11 protein-coding genes are annotated in these 20,954 nt (G+C 41.7%); 9 read left to right on the top strand and 2 right to left on the bottom strand.

The window, feature by feature from the left end:
- Positions 1-114 precede the first annotated feature (114 nt).
- From ACYIA1_RS08095 to ACYIA1_RS08080, 4 genes are all read left to right on the top strand, one after another.
- The gene (locus tag ACYIA1_RS08095) at positions 115-3,288 is read left to right on the top strand and encodes a SusC/RagA family TonB-linked outer membrane protein (protein WP_480334956.1); all 3,174 of its coding nucleotides are present in this window, start codon (positions 115-117) and stop codon (positions 3,286-3,288) included.
- Positions 3,289-3,315: 27 nt separating this feature from the next.
- Positions 3,316-4,788, top strand: coding sequence for a SusD/RagB family nutrient-binding outer membrane lipoprotein (locus ACYIA1_RS08090; RefSeq protein ID WP_005865342.1), 1,473 nt, complete (start codon positions 3,316-3,318; stop codon positions 4,786-4,788).
- A 43-nt stretch (positions 4,789-4,831) separates the two neighbouring features.
- On the top strand, positions 4,832-5,332 hold the full coding sequence (locus ACYIA1_RS08085) for a lipid-binding protein (protein WP_008771702.1): 501 nt from the start codon (positions 4,832-4,834) through the stop codon (positions 5,330-5,332).
- Positions 5,333-5,520: 188 nt separating this feature from the next.
- Positions 5,521-6,699, top strand: a complete 1,179-nt coding sequence (locus ACYIA1_RS08080; RefSeq protein ID WP_259013130.1) for a site-specific integrase — start codon at positions 5,521-5,523, stop codon at positions 6,697-6,699.
- A 90-nt stretch (positions 6,700-6,789) separates the two neighbouring features.
- On the opposite strand, the gene ACYIA1_RS08075 is transcribed toward ACYIA1_RS08080, so the two are convergent.
- Both ACYIA1_RS08075 and ACYIA1_RS08070 read right to left on the bottom strand, forming a co-directional pair.
- Positions 6,790-8,319 (bottom strand): SusD/RagB family nutrient-binding outer membrane lipoprotein, encoded by a 1,530-nt coding sequence (locus tag ACYIA1_RS08075; RefSeq protein WP_005865349.1) that lies wholly within the window; start codon positions 8,317-8,319, stop codon positions 6,790-6,792.
- A gap of 15 nt (positions 8,320-8,334) precedes the next feature.
- Positions 8,335-11,508 carry a SusC/RagA family TonB-linked outer membrane protein gene (locus ACYIA1_RS08070; protein ID WP_005865351.1) on the bottom strand — a complete coding sequence of 1,058 codons (3,174 nt, stop codon included), beginning with the start codon at positions 11,506-11,508 and terminating at the stop codon, positions 8,335-8,337.
- A gap of 692 nt (positions 11,509-12,200) precedes the next feature.
- Between ACYIA1_RS08070 and ACYIA1_RS08065 the strand changes: the two genes are divergently transcribed.
- From ACYIA1_RS08065 to ACYIA1_RS08045, 5 genes are all read left to right on the top strand, one after another.
- Positions 12,201-15,398 (top strand): SusC/RagA family TonB-linked outer membrane protein, encoded by a 3,198-nt coding sequence (locus ACYIA1_RS08065; RefSeq protein WP_480334953.1) that lies wholly within the window; start codon positions 12,201-12,203, stop codon positions 15,396-15,398.
- A gap of 22 nt (positions 15,399-15,420) precedes the next feature.
- On the top strand, positions 15,421-16,989 hold the full coding sequence (locus tag ACYIA1_RS08060) for a SusD/RagB family nutrient-binding outer membrane lipoprotein (RefSeq protein ID WP_008771706.1): 1,569 nt from the start codon (positions 15,421-15,423) through the stop codon (positions 16,987-16,989).
- A 481-nt stretch (positions 16,990-17,470) separates the two neighbouring features.
- Entirely contained in the window at positions 17,471-18,742 is a 1,272-nt protein-coding gene (locus tag ACYIA1_RS08055; RefSeq protein WP_480334951.1) for a replication-associated recombination protein A, read from the top strand.
- A 132-nt stretch (positions 18,743-18,874) separates the two neighbouring features.
- Positions 18,875-19,942 (top strand): 3-phosphoserine/phosphohydroxythreonine transaminase, encoded by a 1,068-nt coding sequence (gene serC, locus ACYIA1_RS08050; RefSeq protein ID WP_005855647.1) that lies wholly within the window; start codon positions 18,875-18,877, stop codon positions 19,940-19,942.
- A 17-nt stretch (positions 19,943-19,959) separates the two neighbouring features.
- Positions 19,960-20,883: an NAD(P)-dependent oxidoreductase gene (locus tag ACYIA1_RS08045; RefSeq protein ID WP_005855649.1), complete on the top strand. Its 924-nt coding sequence runs from the start codon at positions 19,960-19,962 to the stop codon at positions 20,881-20,883.
- Positions 20,884-20,954 lie beyond the last annotated feature (71 nt).

Below are 20,954 nucleotides of genomic sequence, written 5' to 3'. Positions count from 1 at the left end.
TTGTTATAATAAATTTATTGTTACATTTGCATTTGTCCGAACCTTAATTTCCATGTTGCTATAAATCTATTGCGAATTAATTATATGTAAGTTAAACAAAAAAAGAGTGTGTCTATGAAGAAGTTGACTTATCTTTTACTTTGCCTAGTTTTAGGCATTGGATTGGCCACAGCTCAGACGAGGAAAGTAACAGGAACTGTTATTTCCGCCGAAGACAGTGAACCGATTATTGGTGCGTCTGTAATAGTCAAAGGTACTACTACAGGAACAGTAACGGATTTTGATGGTGCGTTCAGTTTGGATGTACCAAGTTCCGCGAAGACTCTGGTAATTTCTTATGTGGGCATGATTGCTCGTGAGGTTCCGGTACAAGATGTGTTGAGGGTAGTCCTTCAGTCTGGTACCCAGAATCTTGAGGAGGTTGTCGTAACTGCGATTGGTATGAAAAAGCAGGAAAAGGCGTTGGGCTATGCAGCCTCTACTGTGAAGAGTGAAGATTTGAATGCCGCTAAGTCTGGATCAGTGATGTCAGGCTTGACTGGTAAGGTTGCGGGTTTGAATATTACTAGCGGTGGTGCTACAGGCTCTTCTCAGAAAGTAATCGTGCGTGGTATCAGTTCTTTCAGTGCTAATCAACCTTTGTATGTGGTGGATGGTGTGCCTATTATGAATGATTTCCAAGGTGAGGATTCTTTCTCTAACTCCGTGGATTTTGGTAACCAAGCTAATGACATTAACCCAGAGGATGTTGAGTCTGTAACAGTCTTGAAGGGTGCTTCCGCTACTGCCCTTTATGGTAGCCGGGCTGCTAATGGTGTTATCATGGTGACAACAAAACGGGCTGGGGCTGAGAAGCTTTCTGTTACGTACGATGGCTCATTTATGGGATCTAGCGTATTGCGTGTTCCTCAAACACAAGATCGTTTCGGACAAGGATGGGGATCTTTCGGACCTATGGAGAATGGTTCTTGGGGACCGGTTTTGGATGGTCGTGATCATATCTGGGGACCTTACTCAGACGGCTCAGAAGGTTTATTAACTCCGCTTTCTAAGCCTTTCTCGTATGTAAAGAACAATCTTCGTGATTTTTATGAAACTGGTTTTGAGACGAATAATAACGTCTCGATTCGTATGGGTAATGATAAACTTGGTTTTGTTGCCTCCTATGGTAATGTGAAGTCTGACGGTGTATTACCGGGTGACGCTGATTCATATGCTCGTAATACAATCTCGTTAAGAGGTAATATGAAATATAAACGTTTTTCTGCGGAATTAAACTTGAACTATGTCCGTAAAGATATCACACAAGCTGCTGCTGGCCAAGGAGATGATGGTGCAACGATGTTTTCTGAGATTTTGCAACATGCCGTGGATGTAGATATTAGCTCAATGAAAGATTATACGAATCCTTATTTTAATACGGATAACTTCTATACAGCTTATGCGGAGAATCCATATTGGGTGTTAGATCATAATCGTAATAAATATCAAGACGACCGTGTCTATGGTAAGATCGAGCTTGCTTTTGAGATTATGAAAGGTTTGAAGGCAGTTGGACGTTTAGGTGGTGACTTTACGAACGCTACTCAAAAGAGATGGAATGAAAAAGTGACTTTCGCTTCAGGGTCTTGGAGTGAATTAGGTGGTAAGAAGCAGCAGCCCGGTACTTATACGGAACGTCGTGACAAGGTGGAGCAAATTGATGTGACCGCTTTCTTAAACGCGGATTATAAAATCGGTGAGGATATCGCTTTGAATGGTATGATTGGATGGAACTTGAATCAACAAACGAGTTCTTATTTGAAATCTTATCTGTATGGTTTGGAGCAACCGGGATGGTTTAACCTAGCGAATGGTGTTGATAAGCCCATGACTACGACTTACTCTGATAGACGCCGTTTGGTTGGTTTATTCGCTCAAGGTGAGTTTGGTTACAAGAATTTCTGGTTTGTGAATGCTTCTATTCGTAACGACTGGTCATCTACTTTACCTCAAGGAAATAATAGCTTTTTCTATGGTGGCGTGAATACTTCATTGATCATCACGGATATGTTTGAGGATTTGAAATCTGATTATCTGAATTTCTTGAAGGTTCGTGCAGCTTGGGGACAGACTGGTAACGATGCCCCGATTTACCGTACTAGCAGTTATTTTACACCGACTCAAATCAGTTTAGGTTTTGGAGATTTATATTTACCTATTAATAATACATTAGGCTTGACAGAGTATAATCGTTTGCCGAGTATGGATCTTCGTCCGGAGATCACGACAGAATGGGAGTTCGGTTTAACAACGCATCTGTTTAACAATCGCTTGGATATTGATGCTGCTTATTATAATAAGAGTACGAAAGATCAGATAATATCTGCTAGTCTGGCTCCGGAGTCTCGCTATACGTCTATGACCCGCAACGTAGGTAAGATTGCGAATCAAGGTGTCGAGTTGGCAGTGAATGGCATTCCTGTTCGTACGAAAGATTTCGAGTGGGGATTAGGTTTTACTTTCAGTAAGAACTGGAGTGAGGTGAAAGAGTTATGGGATGATGTAACTGAGTATAAATTGACAAGTTCCTATCAAGTGGATTTCGTTGCGGAAGTAGGTCAGCCTTTGGGCGTTTTCAAGGTTCCGGCTTTGGCCACGACCGATGATGGTAAGGTGATCGTTGATAATAACGGTATGCCGACAATTGATGCTAGCAAGAAAGAGATCGTAGGAACGTCTACTCCTAATTTCTTGATGGGCTTTAATACGCATTTCACATGGAAAGGGATTACTTTATCAGCGGTATTAGATTGGCGTAATGGCGGTGAGTTCTATTCATATACCTCTCAATTGCTTACATTTGCCGGAAACTCTACTTATACGGTGTTTAATAATCGTGAACCATTTGTGGTTCCTAATTCCGTGAAAGTCGTAAATGGTCAATACGTAGAGAATGATATACCTATCGTACATTGGGGAGGTGCTTCTAGCGCTGTTAATACCTACTATAATAACGCCTCCAACTACGCTCAGTATAGAAATTGGATTTTACCTAAAGATTACTTGAAATTAAGAGAGATTACACTTTCTTACTCTTTGCCGAAAGCATGGTTGAAACAAACCCCATTCTCTATGGTTCAAGTTAGTTTGATCGGACGTAATTTATTTATGTGGACCCCGAAAAAGAACAACTACGTAGATCCGGAAGGTACGAATTATGGTAATGACATCTTGTCTGAAATTGGTGAATTTGGTGCGGCTCCGACAAACCGTACGTTTGGTGGTGGTATTAAAGTCGTATTATAATAAGTAACTTTAAAAAGTAAAGATAGTATGAAAAGAAACAATTTAATATATACAGGACTGGTTAGCTGCTTGTTGATGGCGACTACAGCTTGTTCCGATTATTTGGATATTAACCAGAATCCGGAATATCCAACGGAAGCCTCTTCTTCTACTTTGCTTCCTTCTGGTATCGCAGGAGTAGCAAGTATTGTAGGTGGTACTTACGAATTATATGGTAGCATGTGGTCTCAGCAATGTACGCAGGGACATACATCCAACCAGTATAATACATTGGTTAACTATACGATAACTAACGCATCCGATTCTCGTTTGTGGTCTATACCTTATTCAATAGCACTGCCAGACTTGGATTTGGTTATCAAAAGCTCTGAATCGGCTCAAGAATGGAATTATTGGGTAATGGGTAAGACTATGACTGCCTTTATGTATCATATCCTAGTGGACTCTTATGGCTCTATTCCTTTTACAGAAGCTATCCTTGGAAATGAGAATACTACACCAAAGTATGATGACAGTAAGACTGTGGTTTATCCGGGATTATTAGCGATGTTGGATGAGATTATCGCTAAAAAGGCGGAGGCTACCGCAGGTGGTTTGCCTTCGGTTACAAAACAAGACTTGGTGTTCGCTGGTGACGTGAATAAGTGGATTCAATTTGCGAAGAGTTTAAAGCTAAAATTGTTGATGCGTGATTTCGATACGAATAAAGCTGCTATCAAGGCATTGCTCGACGAAGGAGATTTGCTGAGTGTAGACGCTAAGATGGACTGTTTTCAAGATTTGGAAAATAAATCAAATCCATTGTATGAGAATGACCGTCGTAAATTGAATTCAACTGTAAATATTCGTGCGTGCGCTACGGTTTGCGATTATTTGAAAAAATATGAGGATCCTCGTTTAAATGATTTTTATTCACCTAATACGGATGGCTCCGGCGAGACAACAGCTTTGAAGTATGGTGACCGCCCAAACTCGGTAGCGGTAACAACTCGTATGATCTCTGTGGCTAAGCTAGGTCCTACGGATCCTGTTTATTTTATGTCTGCTGCTGAGGTAGCGTTCCTGCAAGCGGAAGCTTACGCTCGTTTGAATGATGTGGCTAAAGCGAAAGTGGCTTATGAACAAGGTGTGAACTATGCGTTTGAACGTTGGGGATATTCTGCTGCCGAGTTTATTTCGGAAGGTGCTCCTTATGCTTTCGATAGTACGGACCAAAATTCAATGCTTACCTCTATTTTGACCCAGAAGTGGATCGCTTCCACTCGTTGTCAAGCATGGGACGCATGGTTTGATATCAATCGTACCGGTATTCCTGTTTTAGGGACAAAGCATGTGGATGAGGAAGGATATATTTGGGGGCAGTTGACTCCTTGCATTGGTTCTGCGTTGGCTCCGGGTGAATATCCTCGTCGTTTATTGTATCCGAAGTCATCTTCAGACTATAACCCTAATACTCCGGCGGTAGTTCCGTTAGCGGAAAAACAATGGTGGCATAAATAAATGGGTGTTATAAATGTATATTAATCAGAAAAGCTTTTTGAATATGAAACAGATAAATAAATTACTGGTTATCTTATTGGCGTTGGTCACCTTTTCTTCTTGTGAGACCTATGGTGATTACGAGATAGAATACACGGCCATTTATCCTTTATGTGGCGAATGGGTAGTTAATGTTACAGGTGAGGATGGTGGTGTCTTGGCGGAAGGTGTGACCTGCAATACTTACAATACGACTGATGATGCCACGGATAAGATGTGGATAAAAATGAGTGTTGCCACAAACGACTGGGGAGTACGTGGCAAGATTCATTGCGATGTGGCTTCTAAATCTTTTGATGGGGATGGTATCGCTAATCTGCTCCATGCGGATGATGGTATAAATTCTACTGTAACCTTCAATATCTCTGGTAAAGTAATTGTGGATGGTTATACTACTCAAGCCAATACAAAAGTGGATGCCATTGAATTTACCTTGACTCAAAATGGAAAGTCGATGACGGTTAAAGGATTCCGTAAAACAGGTTGGGAAGGTGAAGATTATTGATATGATTTAATATCTTGAAAAGTAGGAGAGGCCTGCCATGTATTTGGCAGGCCCTTTTTATTTACTTTGATATATGGTTTTTTATTAGTTGGTAATCCGTGATAACAAACTTTTAGTTTGTAGATTGTGCTACAAAGAACTTATTATTGTTCCTTCGTGTTTACAATCAGATAATATATAAATGTATCATGGAAAAAGTAATTTACAACTTAGTGTTTAATCGAAAAAAGCAATTGAATACGGAAGGAAAAGCTTTGATTCAAGTAGAGGCCTATTTGAATAGGCAAAAGAGGTATTTTTCAACGAAGGTTTATGTGAAACCTTGTCAATGGGACAACAAGAGACGTTCCATAAAGAATCATCCGAATATGGATGCGTTAAACCTGTATCTTCAGAACTATGTTATGGAGTTGGAGAGAGATGAGCTGGAGAAGAGACAAGCGAATAACGGTTTTTCGTTGAAGGATCTGCGTGAGGAGACCTCTTCGATATCTACGTCTTCCTCTTTTCTTGTTTTCATGCGTGAGGAGATTTTACATAGTAATTTAAAAGAATCGACGTTAAAAAACCATTTGTCCACTTTGCATGTTCTATCCTTATACAAGAAGGACGTTCTGTTTAAGGATATTAATTTCAATTTCTTATGCGATTTTGAATATTTTTTATTGAAGCAGGAGTATCATCGAAATACGATCGCTAAACATATGAAGCATTTGAAACGATATATCAACTTGGCGATTAATAAGGAGTTGTTCGAGTTGCACAAATATCCATTTCGGAAATATAAGATTAAATATCAAGAGAGTAAGCGTACTCATTTAACGCCTGAGGAGTTAGGTCGTTTGGAAAACTTAAAGCTGGATGGGCAGCGTACATTGCGCCGGTGTCTGGATATGTTTTTATTTAGTTGCTACACGGGATTACGTTTCTCAGACATAGTAAGTATAACGAAAGAGAACTTTTTGATTATTGATGATAAGGTTTGGCTGGTTTATTCATCGGTGAAGACAGACGTGAGTGTCCGTTTGCCGCTATTTCTCTTGTTCGAGGGTAAATCTTTACCTATCTATGAGCGATATAAGAATGCGCCGAGAACCCTGTTTGGTGTTCCCTTATCCTCTAATTCAAACGTGAATAAGCAATTACGCCGAATCAGCCAATTGGCAAGTATTGATAAGAAGGTATCTTTTCATACGGCTCGGCATACAAATGCTACCTTATTATTATATAATGGAGCGAATATAACTACGGTACAAAAGTTGTTAGGGCATAAAAGTGTTCGTACTACCGAGATCTATAGCAATATCATGGATATGACGATTGTCCGCGATCTTGAGAAGATTGAGACACGATTGAAGTTCGGCTAGAATGTGGATTTATAAGAAAGGAGAAAAATATCATTAAGATATTCTTCCCCTTTTTTGAATGTTGTCACTCGTTATGCTTTTATATCTTGATTAGCGAGTTCCGCCAGCCCACCATACGTTTTCGGTAAATACATACTGACCATCACCATAAGCAGCTTGTATATTAGGATTAGTCGTAGTATCATCGTTACCATACGGACATCTTAACGGGAACTTACCCGGATTTTGCAAGCCATAAATATCCTCACCCAAGCTCTTCAAACGACGTACGTCATTATAGCACTCGGTAGACTCTCCATCCGCGTTCCAGAAAGAAATATATTTCTGAATCATCGTCTCTTTCAAAGGATTAGCATCGAATAAGGGAGCGACATTCTCATCAAAGTAAGAAGCGGCCTCCTCCGGTGTCACCTCGTTTGTTACATTCAAGAAACCTCCCCAATAATCAGAAGCGAGGGCAGACTTGATATTAACCTCCATATTAGCCATACCTGCGACAACAGCCTCTTTCAACACTGCTTTTGCCTCATCCTTACGATTTAAACGACACAAAGCCTCTGCCTTTAAGAACAATACCTCATGATAACTTAAGATGTGAGTCGGAGCGGTTTGAGCTGCACAGAACATGGAAACAGTATATTCTAACTGACTTTGCACTAAATCACCATTATGAGCAAGATTCAATAATGGATCATCCTTAGAAGCAATCATCGTTTGGCTGTTAGCCTCCACATAGCAACGTCTGATACGCGGATCATTACGCTCATTCAATTTATCAAACATACTTCGGCTGGCTACTTCACCTAAACGAGAATAGAATACTCCGAAAAATGGGTTGATATTAACACCCACACCATACATAGCATAGCTACATTGCTCGGCTGCCGAGGTGTACGACTTGGAAATATAATCCAACACCTTTTCCATATCGCCCTTAACATCAGCGCTACGTCCCATCAAGCGCATCGTATAACGAGCCTTCAAGCCATAAGCTGTCTTTAGCCAAGCCGAAGCGTCACCTTTATAAATCAAATCTTGATTAGACAGGCTCGTCAGATCTGATTTCTGAAGATCTTCAATTGCGGCATCCACATAGGCCATGATATCCTTATAAATCTCCTCTTGTTTATCGATAGCGGGAGTCATAGATACTGTATAGTCACAAGCCTCTTTCCAAGGTGTATCACCATACATATCTGTCAAGATCGCCAAATTGTAAGCCACGAAAAGTTCCGCAATGCCTTTTGTTATGAAGTTCTGCTCTTCTTCTGCGACTTTGACAGAGATCAAAGCATCTTTCAGTGTCGAATAGGTTCCCCCCCATGAGTTATTAAAGGTAGAAGCCGATGTACAAGAAGAACGGGTTTCCGCATAGTAGAATTGATTATGCGAACCTGTCTCATGTTCCACATACATACCACCATATAAATTGAAATCGCCGCTAACCACGCTAAACGCAGTCGAAGTCATGACATCCGTAAGGATCATCTTTGCGGGAACTGCTGTGGTATGATTATGATCTTTGTTGATCTCATCCATCTTATCCTCAGAGCAAGAGACCAAGGCTGCGGTGAAAACAACTCCCGTCAATAATTTTTTTGAGATATTTTGAAGTTTCATCTTTTGTTTCCTTTATTAGAATTTCACATTTAAACCGAAGCCATAGCTCGAAGCACCCGGCATAGAAAAGCGCTCGAAGCCACCGCCCATATTATTATTACCTTGAGAAGCCTCAGGATCCAAACCTTTCAACTCAGACCAAAGAATGATATTTCTGGCAAAAACATTTAAGTTCACGTTGATTCCATTCTTATCCCATACCGGATAACTAACGGACAACTCACGTAGTTTCAAGAAACCACTGTCATAGATACCAGCTTCGGAAATAAGCGTCATGCGGTCATAATATGATAAAGCGTCTTCGCCTTTGATATCTATGTCATTAGCTACATAGGAACCATCTTCCAACTGCTTTACAGCCGGATGACTAAAACGGAAAGTCTCGGCCGTACGACTTTCAACAGACTCCATACTTGTACCATAATAGTTCAACGTGTTCAATGTACCGCTATACATCTGTCCACCACATTTCCAATCGAACGTAGCGCCGATACGGAATTTGTAAATCTCAAAATTAGTATTAAAACCCAAGAGGAAATCCGGGGAAACCTTACCGATCACACCCTCACTACCGATCTGAGGCAAGCCATCTTCGTCTACGACAATATCACCGTTGTCATTACGCAAGAAAGTCGTACCATAGATTACAGGGAATTTATCGCCAATATTCGCACGTACCTGCGGATCAACGAAACCTCCCAAGAAAATACTCTCTACACCCGGAGCCAGCTCATCTACGTAGTTATCGATCTTAGAGAAGTTAAATGCCATATCCCATTTAAAATTCTTCGTATTGATCGGATTGATTCCCAAAGTAATCTCATGAGCGTTCGTATGGATAGCGCCACCATTGGTTACTAATTCTGCAGAGCCTGTAGAACCAGCCAAAGGAACCTCAAATATCTGATCCTTCACATTCTGCCGAGAGAAGGTATAGTTCAATGAGAAAAGACCATTCAAGAAGGTCAAATCCACACCTAACTCATAAGACTTCGTGTTCTGAGGTTTCAAATTCGGATCATACACACGAGCATATGGAGTGAACGCCGTAATTCCACTCATAGGATATTGTATAGGCGTAGAACCATAAAAACCACCACCGTAAACAGGTGTAGTATAATAAGAATCATAATAATCTCCAGCCTGTCCTACTTCGGCGTAAGAAGCACGTAATTTACCATAAGTCAAGACATTATTCTTCAATGGTTCTAATTCTGTGAAAATCCAGCCCAAGGAAACAGATGGATAAGTGAATGAGCGGTTGTTACGAGGCATATTAGATACGATATCGTTACGAACAGTTGCGTTGAAGTAAACCATGTTAGCGTAAGACAATGAAATGCTAGCAAAGTTACCAACTGTGCGTTTCCGGCGTAATGACTCGGATGCTACCATAGTTGTAGCATTATCTATATGATTCCAACCCGGGAAGTTATAGTTCGCTCCATAAGACTCGTAAAATTTCCGCTGATTCTCTACCAATTCATTACCAACAAGGGCATCGAACAACCAATCTTCATTGATATTCCAAGTATATGCAGCGGTCAACAAAGAGTTCAACTCCGTGATTGAATATCCATAGTGATCAATCTCTCCATAACCATTTGCATGTCCATAACCCCAAGAATCCGTATAATTAGTCGTATAAGAGTCCACACCCAATTGATACTTGACATCCAATTTGTGATTATCGGTATTGAACTTCGTAGAATATTTCAAATAAGTATTTCCAAAGAAACGTTGTGAACGTTCCAAGAACTCGTTGTTATCTACCGCCCAATAAGCTCCGTCAAAACCTGATGTGCTACGGAATGTATTTTGTGTATACGGGTCACCCTCAACATGACTTGGGATACCGGCTAAATCGTAGCTAGAAGGAGCTCCGTAAACAGTAGCTAAGATTCCATTATTGGCACTAGACTGCTTGCTGATCTTCGAATTTACATAGGTACCGGTAAATCCAGTAGACCAGTTCTTGTGTAATTGAGCTTCGGCACTCATTTTTGCGTTGTATCGGTCCATGCCTGTATTTGGAATAATACCATCTTGCGTAGTATTACCGATCGAGAAGGAATAGTTACCTTTATCAAAAGCTTGAGCTACATTCACGGAGTTACTCCATGTCGTACCCACGTTGAAGAAATCCTTGATATTGTCGTAAGCTTGTGGTTGAGCCCAAGGGTCTAATCCCGCAGCGGCCCGCTGAGGTACATAATACATACCTTCATGCTTACCATATTGCTTGGTAAACTCATTATCCGTATTTCCTCCATAAGTCGGATCGTTAGGCAATTCGCTGATTAGTGGTCCCCAAGAAGTTGAAGCATACGGGCTATACTTGCCATTTGTACCCTGCGCATACACTTTTTGGTATTCAGGCATCGTTGAAACCTTATCAAAAGATAAGCTGGTATTAAAAGCGACCTGAGGTTTTCCTTTACGGGCTCCCTTTCCACTTTTGGTCGTAATGACAATTACTCCATTTGTTGCACGCATACCATACAAGGCAGATGCGGCCTGTCCCTTTAATATATTAATGCTTTCAATATCGTTTGGATCGATATCCACCGCACGAGATGCAAAGTCCGTACCGGAAACAGAACTACCGGTGTCCACATCAGCCGTTGAAGCGACAGGCATACCGTCAATCACATACAAAGGAGTATTATCCCCTGTAAAAGATCTGGAACCACGAATCGTGATCTTAGAAGAGGCACCCGGCATACCGGAAGAAGGAGAGATCTCCACTCCCGAAACCTTACCTTGTAATGCGCCAGACAAACTAGTGTTAGCTCCTTTCGTCAACTCATCCGCTTTCACATCTTGAACCGCATAACCTAAAGCTTTCTTTTCCTTTGAGATACCCATAGCCGTAACCACGACCTCATCCAAGTTCTGGGTATCGGCTAATAGTTTTACATTTACATTAGAAGTGGCCGCAACTTCTTGAGATTTCATACCGATGTATGAAATAACCAATTGTTTACCATTCGCAGGTACTTCTAGTTCAAAGTTTCCATCAAAATCCGTGACTGTTCCCACGGTTGTCCCTTTTACGATAATAGAGGCACCGATCACCGGCTCTCCATCTTCCCCAATTACCTTACCGGTAACCTTCGAGGTCTGTGCTGAAACCACACCTGCACTCAATGCAAGAAATAGTAGCACAGAAGTCAACTTTTTCTTCATAAACACACTTATTTATTAACTATATACTTAAAAATGTTTTCTCTGCATTTTAATGGTTGATTAACTAAGTTCATACAGAACTACTCCATTTTATGTTTTACGACATACCTATTAAATGAAAAACGGTTGCAAAACTATAAATTATACTTGAAAAAAACAACAAATTATTATTATTGTGATATATTTCCTTTGTTTTCTTAATTGTTAAATCTGTCAATTTGCAATATAACCACTGTCTAAATCGACTCAGGTAACATGATCGTATCACAAATCAATGAGTTATCACTGCCGATAGTTTCTTTTTGACAAATAAAAAAATTATTTTTATCTTAATTTTATCGTAACAAATAGTGAGCTTACTCTTTATAGGCATGATATTGGACTTGATATCAACTTATTCTGGATATTTTATAGCATATAGCTTATCACTAAAAATATTTACAACTTTATTTTATGTAGATATTTGTGAAAAACGGCTGACTTTTCTTATCCTCCCAATATGGCTGATAAACAATATCTCTCAAATTCAATATATTTATTACAGAATTTTAATAGATCTAAACTTATATGATAATTTTTTTTTCATATGACTACACTAAATAAAATATTGAAAATTGGTAGTTCTGTATGAACTATAGTCCACGAAAGCTTAATTGAATTTCTAGTTTAGTTTAAATAAAAAGAATGTGTCTATGAAGAAAAAGTTGACTTCTGTGCTACTATTTCTTGCGATGAGCGTAGGAGTAGTTTCGGCACAGACCTCGAAGGTTACCGGTAAGGTAGTCGGAGAAGATGGTGAGCCGGTGATCGGTGCGTCCATTATCGTAAAAGGAACGACTGTGGGAACAGTTACGGATTTTGACGGTAATTTTACTTTGGATGTTCCTCGTGATGGTAAGCAATTAGTTATTTCATACATCGGTATGAAATCCAAGGAGGTAGTTGTGTCTCCCAATGTAAATGTAACATTGATGTCTGATACCCAGAACTTGGATGAGGTCGTGGTTACGGCTATGGGTATCTCAAAGGAAAAGAAAGCTTTAGGTTATGCCGTGCAAGATGTAAAATCGGATGAGTTAACACAAGGTGCTAACACTAGTTTGTCTGGGGCTTTGCAAGGTAAAGTATCCGGTATCGATATCGCTTCCTCATCGGGTATGCCAGGCGCATCTTCCAAGATCATGATCCGTGGAGCCCGTTCATTTACAGGGGATAACTCTCCTTTGTATGTGATCGATGGTATGCCGATCGCTTCTACGGCGGATGTTAATACGGATACGATGAATAATGGTAGTGTTAGTGGAGCTGACTATGCGAACCGTGCCGTAGACTTAGATCCGAACGATATCGAGAGTATCAACATCTTGAAAGGACAAGCCGCTTCTGCGTTGTATGGTATGCGTGCTTCTAATGGTGTGATCGTTATTACTACAAAGAGCGGAAAAGGTGCTCGTAAAGGAAAACCTCAGATCTCATTCAACACGAATCTTGCGTTTGATAAGGTTTCTACATTACCTGAGTTACAAACTGAATATGGACAAGGTAATGAAGGTGCTTATAACCCATATTCGGGATTTAGCTGGGGACCGTCTATCTCTGACTTGGCGAATGATCCTGTATATGGCGGTAATGTACAAAATGAATATACGAAAGGTGGATTGCATAATGGACAATACTATGTGCCTCAGCGTGCTGCGGCAGGATTGGATCCATGGGCTACTCCCCAAGCTTATAATAATGCGAAAGATTTCTTCCAGACTGGCGTTACTTGGAGTAACTCTGTAAATGTAGCTCAGTCTTTCGATAAAGGAAACTATTCATTCTCTTTGGGTAATACGACTTCTGATGGTATCGTTCGTTCTACGGGAATGGATCGTTATAACGTGAAGCTGTCGGGTGAGGCACAATTGCATGATAACTGGACGACTGGTTTTAACGGAAACTTCGTGACATCAAAGATCAAGAAGCAAGGAACCGCTAATGACGGTGTTACCGCTACGGTTTATACGGCTCCTATCAGTTATACTATGGCGGGCATACCTTCCCATATCGAAGGTGATCCTTATACTCAGAATACGTTCCGTGAGAACTGGATCGATGATGGAAACTGGGCGTGCGACAATAATAGCTTTACGGAGAGATCTCAACGTTTCTTCGGGAATGCGTTCTTGAAGTATTCTACTAAATTTGGTACGGACAATCATAAATTGGATGTGAAATACCAAATTGGTGATGACGCTTATACGACCAATTACTCTGATATTTACGGCTACGGTACAACTGGTTATACGAATGGTTATGCTAGCGAATACGGTTTTACGGTAAATGAGATGAACTCATTGTTGACGTTTACGTATAACTGGAATATCAATGAGGACTTCGTATTCGATGCTTTGTTGGGTAATGAGCTTGTAGATAAGCGAATCAGTAATACTCAAGCCGTGGGATATAGCTTCAACTTCCCGGGCTGGAACCATTTGAACAACGCTTCTGTATTTAACAGCTCTCATGAGTATAAGAGAAAACGTACGGTAGGTAACTTCGCTAGCTTATCTTTGGCTTGGAAGAATATGCTTTATTTGAATGTTACGGGACGTAACGATATCGTGTCTTCTATGCCGAGAGATAACCGTTCGTTCTTTTATCCTTCCGTATCCCTTGGATGGGTATTCACGGAAGTGGAAGCCTTGAAGAATGATATCTTGACATTTGGTAAGATCCGTGGCTCTTACGCAGAGGTAGGTATGGCAGGAGAATATGTGCCGTCTTATTATTATACGCTAGGTTATGGTGGTGGTTTCTTCCAGGGAACACCTATTATGTATCCGATTAATGGAAATATGGCGTATATTCCTTATTTCGTGGTTTATGATCCGAACTTGAAGCCTCAGAACACGAAGTCTTATGAGCTTGGTACTGACTTGACTTTCTTGAATGGTTTAGTTTCATTGAATTATACGTATTCTCGTCAGAACGTGAAAGACCAAATCTTCGAGGTGCCTTTGGCTGGCTCCACAGGTGCTTCCAGTATGATGATGAATGGTGGAAAGATGCACTCAAACGTACATGAGATTACATTAGGTATCTCTCCGGTTGATACGAAGAATTTCAAGCTGGACTTCGCTTTTAACTTCTCAAAGATCGACAATTATGTAGACGAGTTGGCTCCGGGCGTAGAGAGCATTATGTTGGGTGGTTTCGTGACTCCTCAAGTACGTGCAGGTATCGGCGATAAATTCCCGGTAATCTATGGTGTTGGTTACAAACGTGATGGCGAAGGACGAATTGTAGTAAACGAAAAAGGTATACCAGAGGCTGGTGAGACCCAAGTAATCGGTAAGGTTTCTCCTGATTTCCGTTTGGGTTTCAATACGAATATCGAGTTGTATAAATTCCGTTTGGCTGCTGTATTTGACTGGAAGCAAGGTGGACAAATGTATAGTGGTACGGCTGGTGAGACAAACTTCTACGGTACAAGTAAGTTATCTGGAGAGGTTCGTAAGAGTGATAAATATCATTTTGACTATGCTGCTGTTGAACAGAAGGGCGTAGATGCGGATGGTAAACCTATCTATGTTCCCTATACGGGTGGAGTGAAAGGATCAGATGCAGAGGAGTATTTCAAAAGCGTGAGGGGCATTGACGAAGCCTATGTCTATGACAACTCGTTCTTGAAATTGCGTGAACTTTCATTGTCATATCCTGTATATAAGAAAGATAACTTGAATGTAAACGTGAATGTTTTCGCCCGTAATATCATTGTATGGTCTGAGATAAAAGGCTTCGATCCGGAGGCTACTCAAGGAAATAACAATATGGCTGGCGCTTTCGAGCGTTTCTCCTTACCGGGTACATCTAGCTACGGTTTTGGTGTCAACGTAAATTTCTAATTTATAAAGAAGACAGATATATATGAATACAATAATAAAATCATTTAAAGGGTTGGCTGTTATGTCGGCCGTATCCTTGGCATTGGCTGGATGTTCCGAGGATGTAATGGATCGGATTAACCAAGATACGAGCCATACAAATAGCGTGGATGGCAAATTTATCTTGGCCGACTTGATTACTTCTACTGCATTTTCCAACGTTAGCGGAGACTTCAATACCTATTCATCTTCCTACGTGGAATATGAAGTGGGTATCGAAAACCAGTTATATAACGCGGAAATTCGTTTGAATGAGCCTTCTGCCTCTTCTACGTTTGAGAATACGTGGGGAAATGTTTATACAAGCTTGAAGAACGCTCGTGTTATTATCGGTCAATGTCAAGAAGGTAAGCGTGATGAGGGAAATTTAGTGACGAGAGGTATCGCTGAGGTCATGGAAGCTTACAATGGCGCTCTATTGGCGGATATATTTGGAGATACACCTTATAGTGAAGCTTCTTTATTGGATGAGAATGGCTCACCGGTGAATATGAATCCTAAAATAGATAAGCAAGAGGAGATTTATGTCTCTATAATGGCCTCCTTGGACAAGGCGATCGAGGATTTGAATCAGTCTGATCGTTCACCGGTTGGTACGTATGATTATTTGTATAATGGAGATGCCGAGAAATGGATTAAATTCGCTTATGGTTTGAAGGCTCGTTATACGATGCGTCTGATCAATCGTTCCACGGATAAGCAAGCTGATTTGAATAAGGTTTTGGACTATGTATCAAAATCTTTTACTTCTGCGGATGACGAGGCTGCATACGCTGTCTATGATGCGAATAATATCAACCCATTCTTTGGTTACTTCGATTCTCGCGCTGGTTTTGCCAATAGCCAGAGCTTGACGGACAAGTTGATTGAGCGTAAAGATCCTCGATTGGAAAGAGTGATGCTTTCTCCTACTACGGCTGACAAGAAACGCGTACAGGTTACAGGCTCTGCTGATAAGAACTTAGTTCCGGCCCCGAATGGTACTCCTGAGCAGAATATGCAGAAATATGGTGTTTCCGCCTTTGTATATTCAAACACGGCTCCTACGATGTTGATGAGTTATCATGAGTTGAAATTCTTGCAAGCTGAGGCGTTATGTCGCTTAAACCGTACGTCTGACGCCGAGAAAGCGTTGAAAGAGGCAGTAGCTGCCGGAATCGCAAATGCTGAAAGAAGTGTCTCTTCTGCTATCACTTATATGGGTAGCAAAATGGTCGTGAATTCAGAAAAAATGACAGAGGAGACGGCCAATACATATTTCGATAACCAAGTTAAACCACTGTTTGCTGTAAATCCTTTGAAAGAGACCATGATCCAGAAATATCTGGCTTTGTGGGGAGCATCGGGAGAGGCTACCGAGACTTTTAATGATATCCGTAGAATGAAAGGATTAGGAGAGAATTTCGTGACATTGGCGAATACGAAAAAATTCCCTCTTCGTATGCCTTATGGTAATAGTGACGTGGTATCAAATCCGGAAGTAAAAGCCGCTTATGGCGACGGTCAATACGTATATTCAGAGCCTGTATGGTGGGCTGGCGGAACTCGCTAATCTAACATATATAATATAATGTATAGGGTGCCTCTCCGATTATGGAGGGGCATCTTTTTTTGTTATATATCTTACATGTTTTGATAGCTTCCCTTATCCCATTTCCTTGGAAGGCTTATTGGTTTTATATGGAAATATAGATCATCTAACAATTGGTGCATGATCATCTAACAGTCGTTGCATGATCATGCACCAACTGTTGGACGATCATGCACCAGTTGATAGATATTTAATGCTTCAAGAAAGAAGGTATAATGTGTTAAGAAGATATCGCTAAAAGTATGGGATAAAAAGGATAGGGAATTAAGGGAATGTTAAATTTTCATTGTCATAATGTTAGTATATTATACGGGTAAAAGTGTATTTATGATGATTATTCTTTCATTATGTCACTATTTCCTGTTGTTTAACATTCTTTTTATACGATAAATTTCTTGACTTATCCTTTGAAAAGTAAATAAAATGTCCGACTTTTGCTTCCATGATGAGTCAACCATTAGCAGAGAGATTACGTCCGAAGACGTTGGATGATTATATCGGACAGAAGCACCTGGTAGGCCAGGGAGCCGTGTTGAGGAAGATGATTGATGCGGGACGGGTTCCCTCTTTTATATTGTGGGGGCCGCCGGGAGTCGGGAAGACTACCTTAGCGCAGATCATAGCGAATAAGTTGGATGCGCCTTTTTATACGTTAAGCGCGATCAGTTCGGGAGTGAAGGACGTGCGGGAGGTGATAGAGAAGGCCAAGAGCAACCGCTTCTTCAATACGGTATCGCCGATATTGTTTATTGATGAGATACACCGGTTCAGTAAGTCGCAGCAAGACTCATTGCTGAACGCCGTAGAGACGGGCGTGGTGACGCTGATTGGGGCAACCACGGAGAATCCCTCGTTCGAGGTAATCCGTCCTTTGTTATCCCGTTGTCAGGTGTACGTGTTGAAATCGCTGGACAAGAATGACTTGCTTACGCTATTGCATAAGGCGATCGCCGAGGATGTCGTTCTGAAGGATAAAAACATAAGGCTGACGGAAACGGATGCCATGTTACGTTACTCGGGAGGAGACGCTCGGAAGTTGCTGAATATTCTGGAACTGGTGGTGTCTGCCGAGGAGAGTGACGATATTGAGATTCTGGATGAGAAGGTAGTGGAGAGGTTGCAGGAGAACCCTGCGGCGTATGATAAGGGAGGGGAGATGCATTACGATATAATCTCCGCTTTTATCAAGTCGATCCGGGGTAGCGATCCCGATGGCGCCATTTACTGGCTCGCCCGTATGGTGGCCGGGGGAGAAGACCCTGAGTTTATCGCACGGCGGTTGGTGATCTCCGCTTCTGAGGATATCGGATTGGCGAATCCGAATGCGCTTTTGCTGGCGAACGCATGTTTCGATGCCTTGAAGAAGATCGGCTGGCCGGAGGGCCGGATCATCCTGGCCGAGACGACCGTTTATCTGGCTTGCAGCCCGAAAAGTAATTCGGCCTATATGGCGATCAACGACGCTTTGGCACTTGTTAACCGGACTGGGAATTTACCCGTACCGCTTCATCTACGCAACGCGCCTACCAAATTAATGGCTGAACTGGAGTATGGCAAGGAATATAAATATGCGCACGACTACGAAAATCATTTTGTAAAGCAGGAGTATCTTCCGAAGGAAATTTTGGGTGAACGTTTGTGGAAAGGACAGGAAAATCCGGCCGAGCACAAACTAATTGAGCAAATGAGGCACCTTTGGGGAGATCGTTTTTAATTGACATATTCTGATTGTAAATTAAAAAATGCTCGAAAAGTGTCGGCAAATGAGAAAAAATAGTTACATTAGCCGCCTGTTTTTGAAAAAATAGTTACTTTATTTATAATAACATTCTAAAAAGACATTGGTATGAAGAAGCACAATTTTTATGCAGGTCCTTCTATCTTGAGCGAGTATACAATTAAGAATACAGCCGCTGCGGTAGAAAATTTTGCGGGTATGGGGTTATCACTTCTTGAGATCTCTCATAGAAGTAAGGAGTTTGTAGCCGTAAACGACGAGGCACGTGCGTTGATCAAGGAATTACTGGATGTTCCGGCAGGCTATGAGGTTGTATTCATGGGCGGTGGCGCCAGCATGCAGTTCTGTATGGTTCCTTACAATCTGTTGAATAAGAAAGCCTCTTATTTGGATACCGGCACATGGGCTTCGAACGCTATCAAGGAAGCTAAGTTGTTTGGGGAGGTAGATGTTGTCGCTTCTTCCAAAGACAAGAACTATACTTACATCCCGAAGGGTTATGCTATCGCTGATGACTCGGATTATTTCCATTTTACTTCTAATAATACGATTTACGGAACAGAGATGCGTAAGGATCCGGATGTGAAGCAACGTTTGGTTTGCGATATGTCTTCCGATATTTTCTCTCGTCCGATCGATATTTCCAAATATGATATTATCTATGCGGGTGCTCAAAAGAACTTGGCTCCTGCCGGCGTGACTTTGGCTATCGTTCGTGTGGACGCTTTAGGACATGTAGACCGTCCGATCCCGACCATGTTGAACTACGCTACCCATATTAAAAAGGATTCCATGTTCAATACACCTCCTGTATTGCCTATTTACGCGGCTTTACAGACCTTGAAATGGTATAAGGAACAAGGTGGTATCGCCGCTATGGAGAAGAAGGATCTTGAGAATGCGGCGATCTTATACGATGAGATCGATCGCAATAAGTTGTTCCGTGGTACGGTAGCGGAGGAAGATCGTTCGATCATGAATGTTTGTTTCGTGATGAATGATGAGTATAAGGAGTTGGAGGACGAGTTCAGTAAATATGCTACTGCCGCTGGTATGGTAGGTATCAAGGGACACCGTTCTGTAGGTGGTTTCCGTGCCTCTCTTTATAACGCGATGCCGAAGAGCAGCGTGGAGGCTTTGGTAGCTTGCATGAAAGAGTTCGAGAAACAACATTAATTAAGGAGGATTCAGACATGGCAAAGATATTAGTTGCTACAGAGAAACCTTTCGCCGCTGTCGCTGTGAAAGGCATCCGGGAGGTAGTGGAAGGCGCTGGCATGGAACTGGCTCTTTTGGAGAAATATACAGAGAAGGCGCAATTGCTGGATGCGGTTAAGGATGCCGATGCCGTGATTATCCGTAGCGATAAGGTGGACGCTGAGGTATTGGATGCCGCTAAGAACCTGAAGATCGTGGTTCGTGCCGGTGCGGGGTATGATAACGTGGACTTGGATGCGGCTACTGCCCATAAGGTATGCGTGATGAATACGCCGGGACAAAACTCTAACGCTGTCGCCGAATTGGTATTCGGTATGTTGGTGTACGGGGTTCGTAATTTCTATAACGGTACTTCCGGAACAGAGTTGAAAGGAAAGAAATTGGGTATCTTGGCTTATGGAAACGTGGGCCGTAACGTGGCTCGTATCGCTAAAGGCTTCGGTATGGAGGTTTACGCTTACGATGCGTTCTGTCCGGCTTCCGTGATTGAGGCCGATGGTGTGAAGGCTGTAGCTTCTACAGCCGATTTGTTTAAGGCTTGCCAAATCGTCTCTTTGCATATTCCGGCTACGGCCGAGACGAAGGGTTCTATCAATTTCGAGTTGATGAATTCCATGCCGAAGGGAGCTATCGTAGTGAATACGGCTCGTAAGGAGGTGATGGATGAGGCTGGACTCGCTAAGATGTTGGAAGAGCGTCCGGACTTCAAGTACTTGACAGATATTATGCCCGCTATCCATGCGGAATTGGCCGAGAAATATGCCGGTCGTTATTTCAGCACCCCGAAAAAGATGGGTGCCCAGACCGCCGAGGCTAATATCAACGCTGGTATCGCCGCCGCCAAGCAGATCGTTGATTTCTTGGTGAATGGCAATGAAAAGTATCGGGTTAATAAATAAGAATATCCGGTTGTAGAGACGGGGCACGCCCCGTCTCTACATTGATACATAAACCAATTAGATTTAATTAC

It is taken from the genome of Parabacteroides sp. KHUB-02 (assembly GCF_056640955.1).
The sequence above is the reverse complement of the archived record's forward strand: the minus strand, read 5'-3'. Positions and strand labels throughout refer to the sequence as shown.

Bases quoted from the DNA above. Each gene is read 5' to 3' on its own strand.
- ACYIA1_RS08095 (WP_480334956.1), top strand. From the start codon at position 115: ATGAAGAAGTTGACTTATCTTTTACTTTGCCTAGTTTTAGGCATTGGA.
- ACYIA1_RS08080 (WP_259013130.1), top strand. From the start codon at position 5,521: ATGGAAAAAGTAATTTACAACTTAGTGTTTAATCGAAAAAAGCAATTG.
- ACYIA1_RS08075 (WP_005865349.1), bottom strand. From the start codon at position 8,319: ATGAAACTTCAAAATATCTCAAAAAAATTATTGACGGGAGTTGTTTTC.
- ACYIA1_RS08090 (WP_005865342.1), top strand. From the start codon at position 3,316: ATGAAAAGAAACAATTTAATATATACAGGACTGGTTAGCTGCTTGTTG.
- ACYIA1_RS08045 (WP_005855649.1), top strand. From the start codon at position 19,960: ATGGCAAAGATATTAGTTGCTACAGAGAAACCTTTCGCCGCTGTCGCT.
- ACYIA1_RS08085 (WP_008771702.1), top strand. From the start codon at position 4,832: ATGAAACAGATAAATAAATTACTGGTTATCTTATTGGCGTTGGTCACC.
- ACYIA1_RS08065 (WP_480334953.1), top strand. From the start codon at position 12,201: ATGAAGAAAAAGTTGACTTCTGTGCTACTATTTCTTGCGATGAGCGTA.
- ACYIA1_RS08070 (WP_005865351.1), bottom strand. From the start codon at position 11,508: ATGAAGAAAAAGTTGACTTCTGTGCTACTATTTCTTGCATTGAGTGCA.
- serC (WP_005855647.1), top strand. From the start codon at position 18,875: ATGAAGAAGCACAATTTTTATGCAGGTCCTTCTATCTTGAGCGAGTAT.
- ACYIA1_RS08060 (WP_008771706.1), top strand. From the start codon at position 15,421: ATGAATACAATAATAAAATCATTTAAAGGGTTGGCTGTTATGTCGGCC.
- ACYIA1_RS08055 (WP_480334951.1), top strand. From the start codon at position 17,471: ATGATGAGTCAACCATTAGCAGAGAGATTACGTCCGAAGACGTTGGAT.